12 protein-coding genes are annotated in these 16,193 nt (G+C 70.1%); 4 read left to right on the top strand and 8 right to left on the bottom strand.

The features are described 5' to 3' along the window. Positions 1-33: 33 nt before the first annotated feature. The 3 genes from thiG to thiO all read right to left on the bottom strand — a co-directional run bounded on the left by thiG (position 34) and on the right by thiO (position 2,157). Positions 34-777 carry a thiazole synthase gene (thiG, locus tag GPX89_RS23635; protein ID WP_157389954.1) on the bottom strand — a complete coding sequence of 248 codons (744 nt, stop codon included), beginning with the start codon at positions 775-777 and terminating at the stop codon, positions 34-36. Between the two features lie 85 nt (positions 778-862). Beyond that, positions 863-1,075 carry a sulfur carrier protein ThiS gene (gene thiS, locus GPX89_RS23630; RefSeq protein ID WP_157389724.1) on the bottom strand — a complete coding sequence of 71 codons (213 nt, stop codon included), beginning with the start codon at positions 1,073-1,075 and terminating at the stop codon, positions 863-865. Further along, positions 1,072-2,157 carry a glycine oxidase ThiO gene (thiO, locus tag GPX89_RS23625; RefSeq protein WP_198347549.1) on the bottom strand — a complete coding sequence of 362 codons (1,086 nt, stop codon included), beginning with the start codon at positions 2,155-2,157 and terminating at the stop codon, positions 1,072-1,074. Before thiO ends, thiS begins: the two co-directional genes overlap by 4 nt. Positions 2,158-2,309: 152 nt before the next feature. On the opposite strand from thiO, the gene thiE reads away from it, so the two are divergent. Beyond that, the gene (gene thiE, locus GPX89_RS23620; RefSeq protein ID WP_328602223.1) at positions 2,310-3,011 is read left to right on the top strand and encodes a thiamine phosphate synthase; all 702 of its coding nucleotides are present in this window, start codon (positions 2,310-2,312) and stop codon (positions 3,009-3,011) included. A gap of 94 nt (positions 3,012-3,105) precedes the next feature. Here the strand turns inward: thiE and GPX89_RS23615 are convergent, their stop codons facing one another. Together GPX89_RS23615 and GPX89_RS23610 are read right to left on the bottom strand one after the other, a co-directional pair. Then, a complete protein-coding gene (locus GPX89_RS23615) occupies positions 3,106-5,289 on the bottom strand; it encodes a molybdopterin-containing oxidoreductase family protein (protein ID WP_328602222.1) in 2,184 nt (727 codons plus the stop codon). Positions 5,290-5,293: 4 nt separating this feature from the next. Further along, positions 5,294-5,968, bottom strand: coding sequence for an NUDIX domain-containing protein (locus GPX89_RS23610; protein WP_157389722.1), 675 nt, complete (start codon positions 5,966-5,968; stop codon positions 5,294-5,296). Between the two features lie 133 nt (positions 5,969-6,101). Here GPX89_RS23610 and GPX89_RS23605 point away from each other — a divergent pair, with 133 nt between their 5' ends. From GPX89_RS23605 to GPX89_RS23595, 3 genes are all read left to right on the top strand, one after another. After that, positions 6,102-7,433: a hypothetical protein gene (locus GPX89_RS23605; protein ID WP_157389721.1), complete on the top strand. Its 1,332-nt coding sequence runs from the start codon at positions 6,102-6,104 to the stop codon at positions 7,431-7,433. Continuing rightward, the gene (locus GPX89_RS23600) at positions 7,430-8,416 is read left to right on the top strand and encodes a glutamate ABC transporter substrate-binding protein (protein WP_157389720.1); all 987 of its coding nucleotides are present in this window, start codon (positions 7,430-7,432) and stop codon (positions 8,414-8,416) included. Before GPX89_RS23605 ends, GPX89_RS23600 begins: the two co-directional genes overlap by 4 nt. A gap of 371 nt (positions 8,417-8,787) precedes the next feature. Continuing rightward, positions 8,788-11,109: a serine/threonine-protein kinase gene (locus GPX89_RS23595; RefSeq protein WP_235947933.1), complete on the top strand. Its 2,322-nt coding sequence runs from the start codon at positions 8,788-8,790 to the stop codon at positions 11,107-11,109. A 274-nt stretch (positions 11,110-11,383) separates the two neighbouring features. Here the strand turns inward: GPX89_RS23595 and GPX89_RS23590 are convergent, their stop codons facing one another. From GPX89_RS23590 to fgd, 3 genes are all read right to left on the bottom strand, one after another. After that, positions 11,384-12,580 carry an acetate kinase gene (locus GPX89_RS23590; RefSeq protein WP_157389718.1) on the bottom strand — a complete coding sequence of 399 codons (1,197 nt, stop codon included), beginning with the start codon at positions 12,578-12,580 and terminating at the stop codon, positions 11,384-11,386. Beyond that, positions 12,577-14,658, bottom strand: a complete 2,082-nt coding sequence (gene pta / locus GPX89_RS23585; RefSeq protein WP_157389717.1) for a phosphate acetyltransferase — start codon at positions 14,656-14,658, stop codon at positions 12,577-12,579. Before pta ends, GPX89_RS23590 begins: the two co-directional genes overlap by 4 nt. Before the next feature lie 281 nt (positions 14,659-14,939). Next, positions 14,940-15,947, bottom strand: a complete 1,008-nt coding sequence (gene fgd, locus GPX89_RS23580) for a glucose-6-phosphate dehydrogenase (coenzyme-F420) (protein ID WP_328602221.1) — start codon at positions 15,945-15,947, stop codon at positions 14,940-14,942. Positions 15,948-16,193 lie beyond the last annotated feature (246 nt).

Below are 16,193 nucleotides of genomic sequence, written 5' to 3'. Positions count from 1 at the left end.
ACGGCCCCGACCCGGACCCTGGTTCAGACCTGTTCAGAACCCCGGCGAGGACGCCTGGGCCCAGAAGCGCTTGGGGATGCGCCCCGCGTGGCGGGCCAGATAGCCGCCCTCGACCGCGCGCGCCATGGCGGCGGCCATCAGGGCGGGCTGGCGGGCACGGGTGACCGCGGTGGCCAAAAGCACTGCGGAACAACCGAGTTCCATGGCCAGGGCGGCATCGCTGGCGGTGCCGATGCCCGCGTCGAGAATGACCGGGACACCCGCGGCGGCCACGATCATCTCGATATTGTGCGGATTGGAGATGCCCAGGCCGGTGCCGATGGGCGAGCCCAGCGGCATGACCGCCGCGCAGCCGATGTCCTCGAGGCGCTTGGCCAGGGTCGGGTCGTCGGTGGTGTAGGGCAGCACGGTGAAGCCGTCGTCCACCAATTGCTCGGCGGCGGCGACCAATTCGATGGCGTCCGGCAGCAGGGTGCGCTCGTCGGCGATGACTTCCAGCTTCACCCAGTCGGTTTCGAGCGCCTCACGGCCCAGCTGCGCGGTGAGCACGGCCTCGGCGGCGGTGCGGCAGCCCGCGGTATTGGGCAGCGGGGCGATCTCGAGCCGCTTGAGCAGGTCCAGCACGCCGGTGCCGCCCGCGGCGTCGACGCGGCGCATGGCGACCGTGGTCAGCTCGGTGCCCGAGGCGACCAGGGCCTCCTCCAGCACGGCCAGGTTCTCCGCGCCGCCGGTGCCGGTGATGAGCCGGGAGCCGAATTCGCGACCGGCGATGACCAGCGGCGCTGTGCTCGATGCGGCGTGCGCGGGGCCCTGCGTGGTGACCCGAGCTGCCGCCTCCGGGCCCTGAGCTCCCGCCGACGGGCTAGCCACCCTGCACCGCCGTCAGCACCTCGATCTCCCAGCCGCGGCCGACCGGCTCGTCCCAGCGGGACTTGGGGAACACCGCGCCGTCGATGGCCAGCGCCACGCCCTGGCACGGCAGGTTCAGGCGCTCGAGCAGCTCGCGCACGGTGAGCTCGTCGGGGAACACGTGGTCCGCACCGTTCACGGTGACGCCGACCGGGATTGCGGTCATCGAACTCCTCCTGGATGAAGCGGTGCGACGGTAGAGAACCGGCGCGGGTCGGCCGCCTTCGCCTCGGGCAGCTCGGTATCGGTGAGCAGCGCGAGGACGGCGTCGGCGGTGACCGGGGTGTCGAGAATGCCGTTGCGGCCGTGGCCCGCGGCCACGATCACCCGTTCGTCGAGGCGGCCGATCAGCGGCAGATTGTCCGGTGAGCCCGGGCGGTAACCCGCGATGGCCTCGGCGAATTCGTACTCCCCGATACCGGGCAGCACCGACTCGGCATCGGTGATCAGGTCGCGGACACCGGCGACGGTCACGGCGCTGTCGAACCCGACTTCGTATTGTGTTGCACCGAGAACGATTCCGTCACCCCTGGGCACAAGATATACGGGACGGCCGTGCACCCGGGCCCGGATGACCCGGGTCGGCGGGGGCGGGGCGCTGGGACGGCGGCGCAGCCGCAGGATCTCGCCCTTCACCGGGCGAATGGGCAGGTCGGGCCACAGTTCGGCGGCCCAGGACCCGGTCGCCAGCACGATCCGGTCGTGCGGCAGGTCGGCCAGGGATTCGACCCGCTCGGCCCGGAACTCGACTCCGGCCGCGCCGCAGGCGATTCGGAGGGCGTCGACGAGAGCACGGTTGTCCACGGCCGGTTCGGCGGTGGCGAGCAGTCCGGCGCGCACGGCGCGGCCCAGGCTCGGCTCGGCCTCGCGCACACCGGCGCGATCCAGCACGCGCAGGTCGTGGCCGCGGGCATTGACCCAGTCGGCGATGGTGCGCAGGTCCGCGGCGTCGGCCGCATCGAGGGCGACGGTCAGGGTCTGGTCGGCGACGAAGACGTCGGTGCCGCTGACGGCCTTCAGCTCCGCGGCGAAACCGGGCCAGCGGGACAGGGAGGCGGCGCCGAAGGCGAGGGCCTCGTCCTCGCCGGGCCAGCCTTCCGAGAGGGGTGCGAGCATGCCGCCCGCCACCCAGGAGGATCCGGAGCCCACGGCCGGGTCGAAGAGGGTGACGGTAAAGCCCGCTCCGGCGGCCTTCCAAGCCGCCGACAGTCCGATCACACCGCCGCCGACGACGGCCAGAGTCCGCATTGAATCCACCTAACCCGACCCGGTACATCCGGGACCTGCATATATACGTCTCGAAACAGGAATTTCACCGGGAGCGTCGTGCGGCGCGAGGCCGGGCGCGCTCCCGTGGGGCGTTTCGACTCAACCACCGTAGCGCGACTACCGTCGACCCTGTGCAACCCTCCCACCCGAACCGACCGGTATCCCCGCGGGAACGCCTCGCCAGTGCGCGGCTCTACCTGTGCACCGACGCCCGCCGGGACAAGGGCGACCTCGCGCAGTTCGCCGATGCCGCTCTCGCCGGCGGCGTCGACATCATCCAGCTGCGCGACAAGGGCTCACGCGGGGAGAAACAGTTCGGCCCGCTCGAGGCCAAGGGCGAACTGGGCGCGCTGGCCGAGCTGAAGGCCGCCGCCCGCCGCCACGGCGCGCTGGTGGCCTGCAACGACCGCGCCGATATCGCGCTCGCCGCCGGGGTGGACGTGCTGCATCTGGGCCAGAACGATCTGCCGCCCTTCTACGCCCGCCAGATCCTGGGCGCCGAGGTGGTGCTGGGCCGTTCGACCAACAATCGCGCGCAGGCCGGGCTGGCCGCGGTGGACGACCACCTCGACTACTTCTGCACCGGACCGGTCTACGCCACCCCGACCAAGCCGGGCCGCACCCCCGCGGGCATCGAACTGGTCCGCTCCACCTCCGACTCGCACACCCAGCGACCGTGGTTCGCCATCGGCGGCATCGACGAGAAGACACTGCCCGACGTCCTCGACGCGGGCGCGACCCGAATCGTGGTGGTGCGGGCCATTACCGACGCCGACGATCCCGAGGCCGCCGCGCGCGCCATCAAACAGCGGATCCTCGAGAACGACAACTAGCCGCAGACATCCCCGTCATCCCGGCCGGCTCATGGCCCGGGATCGGCACTCATGTCAGTGGATTCCGGCCGAATACACGCCGGAATGACGAGGGTCAGGCGACCGGGTCGAGGCGGATCGGCACGCCATTGAGGTTGGACATGCCCGCGAGGCGTTCCACGTCCGCCAGATCCGTCGACATCAGGTCGTTCACGTTCGCGCCGCCCGCGGCATTCGCCCGCTGCCAGCCGCCCCGATGCCCCCAGCCGTGCGGGATGGCCACGGTCCCCTCGGTCATGTCCTCGGTGAGCCGGGCCGTGACCTCGATACAGCCGTGCGCCGAGCTGACCCGGCAGCGGTCGCCGTCGGAAATGCCCGCCACCGCAGCGTCTTTCGGGTTGATGCGGGCGGCGTGCTCGCGATCGCCGCGCATGAGCAGCTCGACATTGTGCATCCACGAGTTGTGAGATTTGAGCTCGCGCAGGCCGATCACGCGCAGCGGGTAGGCCGGGTCGGCGGGACGGTCGGTCAGGGTGTGCAGTTCGATGATGATCTCGTCGGGATCCAGCCGCACGCGACCACCCTTGTGCTGCACCACGTCTCGCAGCACGCCGGTGGTGATGGCGTCGGCCAGCACCACGCCGTGCGGGTGGCGGCGCAGCATGCGCAGGCTGAGGCCGCCGCGGCGCAGGCCGAACAGGTCGCCGTAGGGGCCGGTGCGCAGCGCCAGATCGGCGAGCAGGGTCGGGGTGGGGCGGGCCGAGGACAGGCCGGGGACGCGGCGGCGCAGGGTGCTCAGCAGCCGGCCGGCCGCGCGGGCGGGGCCGATGGCGAAGGGCTGCACGCCGATCCGGGTCGCGAGGGCGTCGATGATCCGCCATTCCTCACGCGCCTCGCCGTACGGTTCGACGACCCGCTCGGTGTACTGGGTGTACGGGGTCGGCGAGAGCGCGGTGAACGGCAGCGGAATGTCGTCGCGCTCGAGGAACGTGGTCGCGGGGAGGATGTAGTCGGCGGTCCGGTTGCTGTCGTTGACATAGATGTCGATGGAAACGAAGAGGTCGAGTTGCGCCAGGGCGGAAGCCAATTCGCGGCCGTTGGGCACCGAGGACACCGGGTTGCCCGCCGAGGTGAACAGGGCGCGCAGGCGGCCCGGGCCGGGAGTGGTGATCTCCTTGGCCATGATGGCGGCCGGGAAAGTGCCCAGCACGTCCGGGAATCCGCCGATGCGCGAACGGTTCTTGCCGTAGCCGACGAAGCCGAGGCGGGCGTTCAGTTCGGAGACGGCCACCAGTTCCTTGCCGAAGACGGAACCGCCCGGCCTGTCGAGGTTTCCGGTCACCAGGGCCAGCGCGTCGATGAGGAACGCGACCAGGGTGGCGTGCCGGCCCAGGCAGGTGCCGGTGCGGCCGTAGACCGCGGCGCTCTCGGCGCGGGCCAGATCCCGGGCGAGGGCCCGCACCCGGTCGGACTCGAGCCCGGTCACGGCGGCGGTGGCCTCGGGCGTGAATCGTGCGACGGCGGCGCGCAATTCGCGGACACCGGCGGCCTGGCGTCGCAGCGCCTCGGCGTCCTCGAGGCCCTCCTCGAAGATGACCTGCAGCATGGCGGCCAGCAGCCAGGCGTCACCGTCGGCCCGCACCCCGACGTGCTCGAACAGCTTGGCGGTCTCGGTGTGGCGCGGATCCACCACGACCACCCGGCCGCCGCGTTCGGTGATGGCGGTGAGCTTCTCGCGCACGCGCGGCACGCTCATCACACTGCCGTGCGAGACAAGGGGATTCGCGCCGAGCATGAGCAGGAAATCGGTGCGGTCCAGGTCGGGCACCGGCACCGAGGTGGCCGAGCCGTAGAGCAGCTGACTGGCCACGAAGCGGTTGTTCACATCCTGCGAGCCCGCCGAGTACACGTGCTTCAGCCCGGCGGCCATCTGGAATCCGAGCATCCACAGCGTGTGCGAGTAGGAGAAGGACGAGGGATTGCCGAAATACCAGCCGAGGCTTTCGATTCCGTGCTCGGCGATCAGGCCGCGCAGGCGTTCGGAGATCTCGTCGAGCGCGGTGTCCCAGGAGACCCGCTCGAACTCGCCCGCGGCCGTGCGCCGCAGGGGATACAGCACGCGGTCGGGATCGTTCTGGATCTCGGAGAAGGCGATGCCCTTGGGGCAGGCGTTGCCACGCGAGAGGGGATGCTCCTTGTCGGCGCGCAGCTGCACCAGGCGACCGTCCTCGACGGTGGCGATCAGGCCGCAGAGCGGCTCACAGATCCGGCAGTAGGTGGGAAGCTCGCGCGTGCTCACCTGTTCAAGACAACACCTGCGCCATCGTGAGGAACAACACATTTCCGGCCAAATCGGTCTGTTCCGCGCCGGATTCGAGCGCACCGATGCGCGCGCTGCGCCCATTGCCGTCGCCGTTCGAGTGCAGCCAGAGGAAACCCCGCTCGGCCAGATCCAGGGTGCGCGGCAACGCGGCCGCCACCGCGCGGGGAGCGGCGACACCCGCCAGGCTGACCCGGGTGGGTGTGGCGCGCAGGGTCGGCCAGGCGGCGGCGAAGCCGGGATGCAGCGGTCGATCCTCGACCTCGTCCTCGGGCACCCACATCAGATCCTGGCTCTCCATATTGCCGCGGGTGCGCAGGCGGTCGGCGGCATCGGCGATGACCGTGGTGTAGGTCCAGCCGCTCGGTGCGGTCGCGGTGACGCGCGAGCCGCGCACCCGGATCGACCCGGCGGGGATGCCCGCCTCCTCCTCGGCCTCGCGGACCGCGGCGTGCACGGTGGTCTCGTGGGAATCGCGGGCGCCGCCGGGCAGCGCCCAGGTTCCGCCCTGATGGGTCCAGGCGGCGCGGTGATGCAGCAGGACCGCCGACCCGCCGCCCTGCAGCGGGGCGCGCAGCAACAGTCCGGCAGCTCCGAAACGGCCCCATTGGCGGGTGCCATCCGGGCTTTCGGCCCAACCGTCACCGTCACCGCGCATCTTCGCAATCCCATCGTCCGACCGCGCCGAGAACTGCCGCGGGGATTCCCGCGTCACGGCGGCGGTACGTCCACAATAAGCTCAACCGCGAGCAACAAGTCGGTCGTTCGATTTCGGTCAGCAGGAGGTGAGGATGGCTCGCACCGAGGAGTTGGAGTTGGCGGAGCTGTCCCCGCGCGCGGCCGCCGCGGCCTGGCGGGAACGCTTCGCGACCACCGAGCTACGGTCCTTCGCGCAGTCCTCCCCCGCCAAATTGATCGCCGTCGGGCTGGTCCTGCTGAGTCTGTGCCTGACCGCGGGCATCGTGACCGCGACCGCCGTGACCAACCGGCAACACGCCCTCGACGTGCTGCTCGACCAGTCCGAGCCCGACGCCTATTCGGCGCAGCGGCTCTACACCTCGCTCTCGGTCGCCGACGCGTCGGCGGGCACCGCCTTCATTTCCGGTGGGCTGGAACCCAAACCGGTGCGCGACCGCTACAACCAGGCCGTCGGGGAGGCCGCGGCCGAACTGGTGACGCAGTCCAATCGCAGCGACGGGGACACCGACACGCATCTGCGCAGCGGCATCGCCACCGGGCTGCCGGTGTACACCGGCATCGTCGAGACCGCGCGGGCCAACAATCGCGGCGGGCAGCCGGTGGGCGCGGCCTATCTGAGCGAGGGCTCCAACCTCATGCAGGGCACGCTGCTGCCGATGGCGCAGGAACTGCAGGAGCACCGGTCCGCGGCCATCACCTCCACCCAGCGCAATCACGTGCGCCCGCCGTGGGGGGCCATCCTGCTGCCGCTGCTGGCGGTGGCGGCGCTGATCGCGGCGCAGCTGTTCCTGTTCCGGCGCTGGCACCGGGTGCTCAACCTCGGCCTGCTGCTGGCCAGCGCGACCATGGTGGTGCTGCTGGGCTGGACCGTGGTCGCCGGTTTCATCTCCGCGGTGGACACCACGCACGCCCGCGACGACGGCAGCATTCCGACCGCCGCGCTCACCGAGAGCCGCATCCTGGCCCAGCAGGCCCGCACCGCCGAGACCCTCAAGCTGGTGCGCCGCGACACCAGCGCCGACTACGACAGCACCTACGACCAGGCCATCGACAAGCTGGCGAACATCCTCTCCGGCTACGCCTCCGACAAGCCCGGCGCCAATGACGTGAAGACCGCCGCGACCGCCCTGGACCGCTGGCGGGCCGCCCACCAGCGCATGAACGACGCGCTGTCCAAGGGCGACTTCCTCGGGGCGGCCGCGGTGGCGACCGGTCCCGGCGCGAGCGAGGCCACCGCCCAGACCGACGCCCTCGACCGCGCCCTCGGCGACGGCATCGCCGAAACACGGAACACCTTGCGCGCCAATACTTCCCATGCAGCCCGCACCCTGGACCTGCTCGGGCCGGGCGCGCTGGTGCTGAGCACCGCCGCCGCCGTGCTGATCGCGGCCGGACTGTGGCCGCGACTACGGGAGTACCGATGACGCGAAGGCCGTTCCGCACCCTCACCGTCGGCGTCCTCGCGGCGACCGTGGCGCTCACGGCCGCCTGCGGCGACAACACTCCCCCGCCGCCCGCGCCGTCCACCCGGGTACCCAGCTATATCGAGCCGCCGCTGCCCTCGGGAGCCGTTGTCGCGCAGACGCAGACGAACCCGCCGCCCCCGGCGGCCGACTGCGGGGATCCGACCGCCAGCCTGCGCCCGAACGTGGTCCGGAGCGGGCCCGATATCGATGCCATCCGGGCGCGCGGCCGACTCCTGGTGGGACTGGATCCGGGCAGCAATCTGTTCAGTTTCCGGGATCCGACCACCGGCACGCTGGCGGGCTTCGACGTGGACATCGCCAAGGAGCTGGCACGCGATCTGCTCGGGGATCCCGGCGCGGTCGAGTATCGGATCCTGAGCTCCGCCGACCGCGAGAAGGCATTGGTGGAGCACACCGTCGACGTGGTGGTGAAGACCATGACCATCAATTGCGAACGGCGGCAGACGGTCACCTTCTCCACCTCGTACCTGCAGGCGCACCAGCGGGTGCTGACCGTGCGCGACTCGGGCATCAGGAGTCTCGCCGATCTGGCGGGGCGGCGGGTGTGCGTGGCGCTCGGCACCACGTCGCTGGAGCTGATCCGCCGCCAGCAGCCGGCCGCCTCGGTCCTGACCGTGCCCAGCTGGGCCGACTGCCTGGTGGTGCTGCAACAGCGGCAGGTCGACGCGGTCAGCACCGATGACACCGTGCTGGCCGGTCTGGCGCAACAGGATCCGGCCACCGAGGTGGTGGGCCCGAACCTGAGCACCGAGCAGTACGGCATCGGCATCTCCAAGGGATCCGACGATCTGGTCCGCTTCGTCAACGGCACCCTGGAACGCATCCGCGGCGACGGCACCTGGAACCGGCTCTACCAGCGTTGGCTGGCGCCCGAACTGGGCAACGCGGCCGTCCCGCCGCCCCCGAGGTATCAGGACTGACGATGACCACACCGTCCGGATCCGAGCACCCCGAACCCGACGACACCCGCGGGGCGGAGGAGCACACCCGTGCCACGGCACGCCCCGAAGCCGTGCGGCAGCACGGTGATTCCGTTGCACCCCCGGACGGCGCCGAGACGCGGGCGACCGCGCGCGAGGAGCTGACCGGCGAGGCAGCCGACCCGGGCGCCACGTCGGCGATGCCCCGACCGCATCCGGAGGGGACCCGGGCCGTCGCGCGGACCGAGTTGACCGGGCCCCATTGGCCCGCCCGGACCGAGGTCACGATGCGACCCGAACCCACCGGCGGCAGTGCGGAATTCGCCGCGACCGAGGGCACACCCCGTACTGAGATGACGCCGCGCACGGAGATGACGCCGCGCACCGAGCCCACCTCACACTCGGAGATCGGGCCGCCCGAGACCGGCGAGCCGGACCTCGCCGGCGATGCGGGCTCGACTGCGGGACAAGGTAATTCGGCCACCGGGAAGTCGACGAGCCCTACCGGCGAAGGCGAGCCCCGCACTCCGACGCGTCCGTCGCAGCGGACCGCGCGCATGACCCGGCCGCGACCCGTGGTGCGGCGGCTCGGGGCGGGGCTGGTGCCGATTCCCGCGGTGGAGCCGGTGGACCCGGAGAAGGCGGTGCTCGCGGATCCGGTGGTGGCCGAGGGGCGGCGGTTCTGCTGGCGCTGCGGCAAGCCGGTCGGGCGGGCCACGCCGACACAGCCGTCCACAACCACGGGCACCTGTCAAACCTGCGGCGCGCCTTACGATTTCCGTCCTTCGCTGCATCCCGGCGATCGAGTGGCGGGGCAGTACGAGATCCAGGGCTGCATCGCGCACGGCGGGCTGGGCTGGATCTATCTGGCCATCGACCGCAATGTGAGCGACCGCTGGGTGGTGCTCAAGGGCCTGTTGCACGCCGGTGACGCCGAGGCGCAGGCGGTCGCGGTGGCGGAGCGGCAGTTCCTGGCCGAGGTGGTGCACCCGAGCATCGTGAAAATCCACAACTTCGTGGAGCACGCGGGGCCGGACGGGACGCCGGTCGGCTACATCGTGATGGAGTACGTGGGCGGGCATTCGCTGCGCGATCTGCTCGATCACTATGCGCCCGACCGCATGCCGGTCACGGTCGCCATCGCGTACCTGCTGGAAATCCTTCCGGCGCTGGACTATCTGCATTCGGTCGGGCTGGCCTACAACGATCTCAAGCCGGACAACATCATGATCACCACCGATCGGGTGGAGCTCATCGACCTGGGCGCGGTCAGCCAGTTCGAGGCGTACGGAAACCTGTACGGCACCAGGGGATATCAGGCTCCCGAGATCGCCCACACCGGGCCGACGGTGGCCTCCGACATCTACACCGCGGGCCGCACGCTGGCGGTGCTCACCCTGCACCTGCCGATGGAGCGGGGCGCGTATGTGGACGGCATCCCGGATCCGAAGGACGAGCCGATCCTGGCCCGGCACCAGTTCCTGTACCGGCTGCTGCTGCGCGCCACCCATCCGGACCCGGAGCGCCGCTTCGCCTCCGCCCGGCTGCTGAGCACCCAGCTCACCGGTGTGCTGCGCGAGATCCTGGCCGTCGAGACCGGCACCGAGCATCCGCAGCTGTCCACGCTTTTCAGCCCGCCGCGCACCAGTTTCGGCACCGGCGAACTGATCGCGCAGACCGACGGCATCATCGACGGCGTCGCCCGCGACACCCTGCTGCAGCCCGGCGACGTGGTGGCCGCGCTGCCGGTGCCGATCATCGATCCGGGCGACCCGTCCGCGCCGCTGCTGGCCGGGGCCGCCCACCCCGAACCCCGCCACGCCCTCGACGAGCTGCGGCACGCCCGCCAGCGCGCCACGGCCGAACCCGGCGGCGCGCCCGAGACTTTCGAACTGGAGGTGACCCTCGCCGAGGCGCGGGCGCATCTGGATCTCGACGAGCCCGCCGCCGCACGCCTGCTGCTGACCCGGCTCACCGACGACCCGCAGCCGCCCGCCCCGGATTGGCGCATCGACTGGTATCTGGGTCTGACCGAACTGCTGGAACTGGAGTACGAGCGCGCCTTCGCCCGCTTCGACGCCGTCCTCGAGGCGCTGCCCGGCGAGATCGGACCCAAACTGGCCCTGGCCGCCACCGCGGAACTCATTCTGCAGCACTGGGATTCACCGGATCCGGAGGAATGGCGCGCCTACGCCGAAAGCTACTACTCCACCGTATGGCGCACCGACCGAGGCGTGGTGAGCGCCGCCTTCGGCCTGGCCCGCCAACTCGCCGCCGCTGGCAACATCACCGCCGCCGTCCACGCCCTGGACCAGGTGCCCCCCGCCTCCCGCCATTACGCCGAAGCCCGCATGACCGCCATCCTCATGCTCCTGACCTGCGCTCCCGCAGCGGAATTGGATGAAGCGACCCTGCAGGTGGCCGCAGCGCGCGTCCAGGATCTCCCCCCGGGCGAGGGCCGAGCGCCCCAATTGCGCATCCTCGCCCTCGGCATCGCCTTGGGCTGGGTGCAGGCCGGCAAGCGCCCGAAGTCCCCCAACGCCAAGCTCTTCGGATCGCCCTTCACCGAACGCGACCTACGCCGCGGCATCGAAACCGGCCTCCGCGGCCTGGCCCGCTCCGCCCCAGCCCGCACCCACCGCTACGCCCTGGTCGACCTGGCCAACGCGGTGCGCGCCAAATCCTGGTTCTGACACAGCGTGTTCCGGTGCCGGGTGGCCGGGCGGCAGCCCGGACCATCATGGCGGCGTGCCGACGCATCGCCCCCGGAAGGGTCCCGTGTCGCCCGCAGTGGTCTCGGGGGCAGCCAGAAACCGCGGGACCGGCGAGGGAAGGTCAGTCCCTACCGCGGTTGTGCGTGGTGCGACACGGGGTTCCGGTGGACCGGGGAGGAACCTCGATCCGGCCTTCACGATGCCAGCAGCATCATGATGATTTCGTGAAGCCCGCCGAAACGGCAGACTCGGGTCAGCCGACCAGGTCGGCGGACGAGCGGGCGATGGCCAGTTCTTCGTTGGTCGGCACGACCAGCACCGCGATCTCGGAGTCGTCGGTGGAGATGCGGCGGGCCGCCTTGGAGCGCTCGGCATTGCGGGCCTCGTCGATGCGGATGCCGTAGTTCTCCAGCCCGGCCAGCGCCTCGGCGCGCACGTGCGCGTCGTTCTCGCCGACACCGGCGGTGAAGGTGATGGCGTCGACCTTGCCCAGGTCGATGAGGTACGCGCCGAGGTAGCGGCGCAGGCGGTGGATGTAGACGTCGAACGCCAATTTCGCGGTGGGGTGGCCGGTTTCGATGAGCTGGCCCAGTTCGCGGAAGTCGTTGACGCCGGAGATGCCCTTGATGCCGGAGTGCCGGTTGAGCAGGTTGTCCACATCGTCCACCCCCATGCCCGCGGTGCGGATCAGGTGGAAGATGATGCCCGGGTCCAGATCTCCGGAGCGGGTGCCCATGACCAGGCCCTCGAGCGGGGTCAGGCCCATGGTGGTGTCCACGGCCTGTCCGGCGCGGATCGCGGAGGCGGACGCGCCGTTGCCCAGGTGCAGCACGATCTGGTTCAGCTCGGAACGGTCCTTGCCGAGGAACGCCGCGGCCCGGCCCGAAACGTAGTCGTGTGAGGTGCCGTGGAAGCCGTACTTGCGAATACCGTGCGCGGCAGCGGTTTCCGCGTCGATCGCGTAGGTCTTGGCGGCGGCCGGCAGGTTGTGGAAGAACGCGGTGTCGAACACCGCGACCTGCGGCACGTCCGGCAGCAGCGCGCGGGCGGACTCGATGCCGATGACGTTCGGCGGATTGTGCAGCGGGGCAAGGGAAGACAGGTCGATGATGGCCTTGACCACGTCGTCGTCGATCAGCGTCGGCTGATAGAAGACCTCACCGCCGTGCACCACCCGGTGTCCGACCGCGCCCAGATCGGCGTGCGCCAGATCCTGGCCGGAGGTCTTGAACAGGTCGAACACCACGTGCAGGCCCGCCGCGTGATCGGCGAGCGGCCCCCGGTACTCGAAAGTCTCGGCGCCCGAATTGTGTTCGACCGTCACGACGTCGCTCTCGACGTCCTCGCCGATGCGCTGCACCACGCCCGAGGCCGCGACCTCGGCCGACTCCGGATCCAGCAGCTGGTATTTGATGGACGAGGAACCGGAGTTGATCACCAGTACCTTCATTGCGCCTCCTGTTGGGCTTGAATGGCGGTGATGGCGACGGTGTTCACGATGTCGGCGACGAGAGCGCCGCGCGAGAGGTCGTTGACCGGCTTGCGCAGACCCTGCAGCACGGGCCCGATGGCCACGGCTCCGGCGCTGCGCTGCACCGCTTTGTAGGTGTTGTTACCCGTATTGAGATCCGGGAAGATGAAGACCGTCGCCTGACCCGCCACCTCGGAATTGGGCAGCTTGGTCCGGGCGACCGCCGGTTCGATGGCGGCGTCGTACTGAATCGGGCCCTCCACCAACAGTTCCGGGGCACGCTCGTGCACCAGGTGGGTGGCGGCGCGGACCTTGTCGACGTCCGCGCCGGAGCCGGATTCACCGGTCGAGTACGAGAGCATGGCCACCCGCGGGTCGATGCCGAACTGGGCGGCGGTGCGGGCGGAGGAGACGGCGATATCGGCCAGCTGTTCCTGGGTCGGATCCGGCACCACGGCGCAGTCGCCGTACACCAGCACACGATCCGCGAGACACATGAGGAACACCGACGACACCGTGGACACGCCCGGCGTGGTCTTGATGATCTCGAAGGACGGCCGGATGGTGTGCGCGGTGGTGTGCGCCGCACCCGACACCATGCCGTCGGCCACCCCCATGTGCACCATCATGGTGCCGAAATACGAGATGTCGCTCATGAATTCGCGGGCGCGGTCCACCGTCATGCCCTTGTGGGCACGCAGGCGGGCGTACTCCTCGGCGAATTCGTCGCGCAGGGGGCAGGTCTTGGGGTCGAGCACCTCGGCGGCCTCGATGTCCACGCCCAGTTCGGCGGCGCGGCCGCGGATGGCCGCCTCCTCGCCGAGAATGGTCAGATCCGCGATCTTGCGCTGCAGCACGCGGCCGGCGGCCCGCAGAATGCGGTCGTCGTCGCCCTCGGGCAGCACGATGCGCTTGCGGTCGTTGCGGGCGCGCTCGATGAGCTGGTACTCGAACATCTGCGGGGTGACGACGCTCGGGATGGGAACCTCGATCTGCCGCAGCAGTTCTCGCGGATCGACCCGCTCCTCCATGACGGCCAGCGCCGTGTCCACCTTGCGGATGCTGGACAGCGAGACCCGGCCGCGGGTGAGCGCGGTGGCCTTGGCGGTCTCGAAGGTGCCGAGATCGGTGGAGAGGATGGGCAGCTTGGGCTTGAGCCCGGCCATCAGGCGGGCAATCGACGGCTCGGGCAGCATGCCGCCGTTCATGATGATGCCGGCCAGCGACGGAAAGCCTTCCGCCTCATGGGCGTTCACCAGGGCCAGCAGCACGTCGGAGCGATCGCCGGGGGTGATGACGGCCATGCCGTCCTCGAGACGTTCCAGAATGTGCTCGGCGGTCATGCCGCCGACGATGACCTCGAGCGCCTCGCGCTGCATGAGTTCCGAATCGCCGCTGTAGAGTTCGCCGCCGATGGCCTCGCGCAGCTCCTCCATGGTGGGGGCCTGCAGCAGCGGCACCTCGGGCAGCGCCCAGGACGGCACCATGGCCACCTGCTTCAGCACATCGGCGTCGGCCTCGAGCTGTTCGGGCTCGCAGCGGTTGGCGACCACGGCCACCAACTTGGCGTGCTCGGCGTTCAGTTCACCCCGGCACAGCTCCACCAGCTGGCCCAATTCCTCTGGGGTGCGGCCGATTCCGCGCACCACCAGCAGCACGGGCGCACCGAGGTTCACGGCGATGCGGGCGTTGTAGCGCAGTTCGCTGGGGCTGGCGACGTCGGTGTAGTCGGAGCCGATGATGAGCACGGCGTCGCACTGCTTGGCGACGGCGTGATAGCGCATGACGATCTCGCTGATCGCCGCGTCCGGATCCTCGTGCACCTGTTCGTAGGTGACGCCGATCGCCTGGTCGTAGTCGACGTCGGAGGTGGAGTGCTCGAGCAGCAGCTCGAGGATGTAATCGCGTCCGGTCGCGGACCGGGTGATCGGCCGGAAGACGCCCACGCGGGGCGTGGTCGCGGCGAGTGCCTGGAGGACGCCCAGCGCCACCGTCGACTTGCCGGTGTCGCCCTCGGGGGACGCGATGTACACGCTGGAAACCGGTGTGGCAGCCATGAGCAGAAGACTACCGACCGTTTTCGGCCGATTTCCGCTCTTGCCTGGCAACACGTCAAGCGCGATTGGTTATGCACAATTGCTATAGATTCGTCAAGGCCCGTTCTACCGGCCATTTCCCGCTGAGCCTATACCCGGCCCCGGGTGCAGGAGACTGCAATCACATGACATATGTCCCGCTCGGAGGCCGGTTTTCCGCCCACCGGCGGCACACCGGGAGCGGACTCCGCAAGGGTTGTCCGTCCCCGGATGCCGCCGGTTGGGGTGTGATCTGGAACGCCTCAGAGGGCCCGCAGGCGGGGAGCCAGGTCGCGCTGGAACAGGTCCAGAAAGCGGCGCTGGTCGTGGCCGGGCGCGTGGAACACCAGGTGGTTCAGGCCCGCATCCAAGTAGGGCTTGATCTGCTCGACGGCCTGGTCCGGATCGCTGGCCACGATCCAGCGCTTGGCGATCTGCTCGATCGGCAGCGCGTCGGCCGCGGCCTCCATCTCGATCGGGTCGGTGATGGAGTGCTTCTGTTCGGGGGTCAGCGACAGCGGGGCCCAGAAACGCGTATTCTCCAGCGCCAGTTCGGGATCGGTGTCGTAGGAGATCTTGATCTCGATCATCCGGTCGATGTCGTCGACGGTGCGGCCCACCTTGGCCGCGCCCTCGGCGACGGCGGGCATGAGCTTCTCGGTGTAGAGGTCCATGCCCTTGCCGGAGGTGCAGATGAAACCGTCGCCCGCGCGTCCCGCGTAGCGCGCCACCAGCGGACCGCCCGCGGCGATGTAGACCGGGATGCCGCCCTTGGGCACGTCGTAGATGGAGGCGCCGACGGTCTTGTAGTACTGGCCGTCGAAGTCGGTGCGCTCACCCGTCCACAGCGCGCGCATGAGGTCGACCGACTCGCGCAGGCGTGCGAAACGCTCCTTGAACTCCGGCCATTCACCGGTGTAGCCGGTGGCGATCTCATTGAGCGCCTCGCCGGAGCCGACGCCGAGCATGACGCGGCCGGGGTACAGGCAGCCCATGGTCGCGAAGGCCTGCGCGATGACCGCCGGGTTGTAGCGGAAGGTCGGGGTCAGCACCGAGGTGCCGAGCTGAATGCGCTTCGTGCGCTCGCCGACCGCGGCCAGGAAGGCCAGCGAGAACGGGGCGTGGCCGCCATTGTGCCGCCACGGCTGGAAGTGGTCGGAGACCGTGGCGCTGTCGAGGCCGTGCGCCTCCGCCTCCACTGCCAGCTCCACCAGTTCACGCGGGCCGAACTGCTCCGCGGACGCCTTGTAACCGAGCTTGAGGTCCTTCACCTGGGCACTCCTATCGCCTTGCTGCGCTTGGGTGGTGCGGGCCAACCTCCCGCTCTTCTTCGCACCCTAGGTCAGACGCCGGATGCGGTGCGGCAGGGGTCACACCCAAGGCTGAAACCCCAGCGACGTCGGCAGGTATTCCGCCCTTGCGGCACAGCCAAAGGCCGCGGCCCGGCTCGATTCTGGACTGACGGAGCGGGGGAGCGAAGCGGAGGAGCGGAGGAGGGAAGAATCGAGCTTGCAGGG

Origin of the sequence: Nocardia terrae, from assembly GCF_009760405.1 — a bacterium.
In the GTDB taxonomy this organism is placed as follows: domain Bacteria; phylum Actinomycetota; class Actinomycetes; order Mycobacteriales; family Mycobacteriaceae; genus Nocardia; species Nocardia terrae.
Note: the sequence above shows the minus strand (reverse complement) of the source record. Positions and strands in the feature narration are given on the sequence as shown.

What these genes read in the sequence shown, in the direction of transcription:
- thiS (WP_157389724.1), bottom strand. Translation starts at nt 1,075, where the DNA reads ATGACCGCAATCCCGGTCGGCGTCACCGTGAACGGTGCGGACCACGTG.
- thiO (WP_198347549.1), bottom strand. Translation starts at nt 2,157, where the DNA reads ATGCGGACTCTGGCCGTCGTCGGCGGCGGTGTGATCGGACTGTCGGCG.
- GPX89_RS23610 (WP_157389722.1), bottom strand. Translation starts at nt 5,968, where the DNA reads ATGCGCGGTGACGGTGACGGTTGGGCCGAAAGCCCGGATGGCACCCGC.
- GPX89_RS23605 (WP_157389721.1), top strand. Translation starts at nt 6,102, where the DNA reads ATGGCTCGCACCGAGGAGTTGGAGTTGGCGGAGCTGTCCCCGCGCGCG.
- GPX89_RS23600 (WP_157389720.1), top strand. Translation starts at nt 7,430, where the DNA reads ATGACGCGAAGGCCGTTCCGCACCCTCACCGTCGGCGTCCTCGCGGCG.
- GPX89_RS23595 (WP_235947933.1), top strand. Translation starts at nt 8,788, where the DNA reads ATGACGCCGCGCACCGAGCCCACCTCACACTCGGAGATCGGGCCGCCC.
- GPX89_RS23590 (WP_157389718.1), bottom strand. Translation starts at nt 12,580, where the DNA reads ATGAAGGTACTGGTGATCAACTCCGGTTCCTCGTCCATCAAATACCAG.
- pta (WP_157389717.1), bottom strand. Translation starts at nt 14,658, where the DNA reads ATGGCTGCCACACCGGTTTCCAGCGTGTACATCGCGTCCCCCGAGGGC.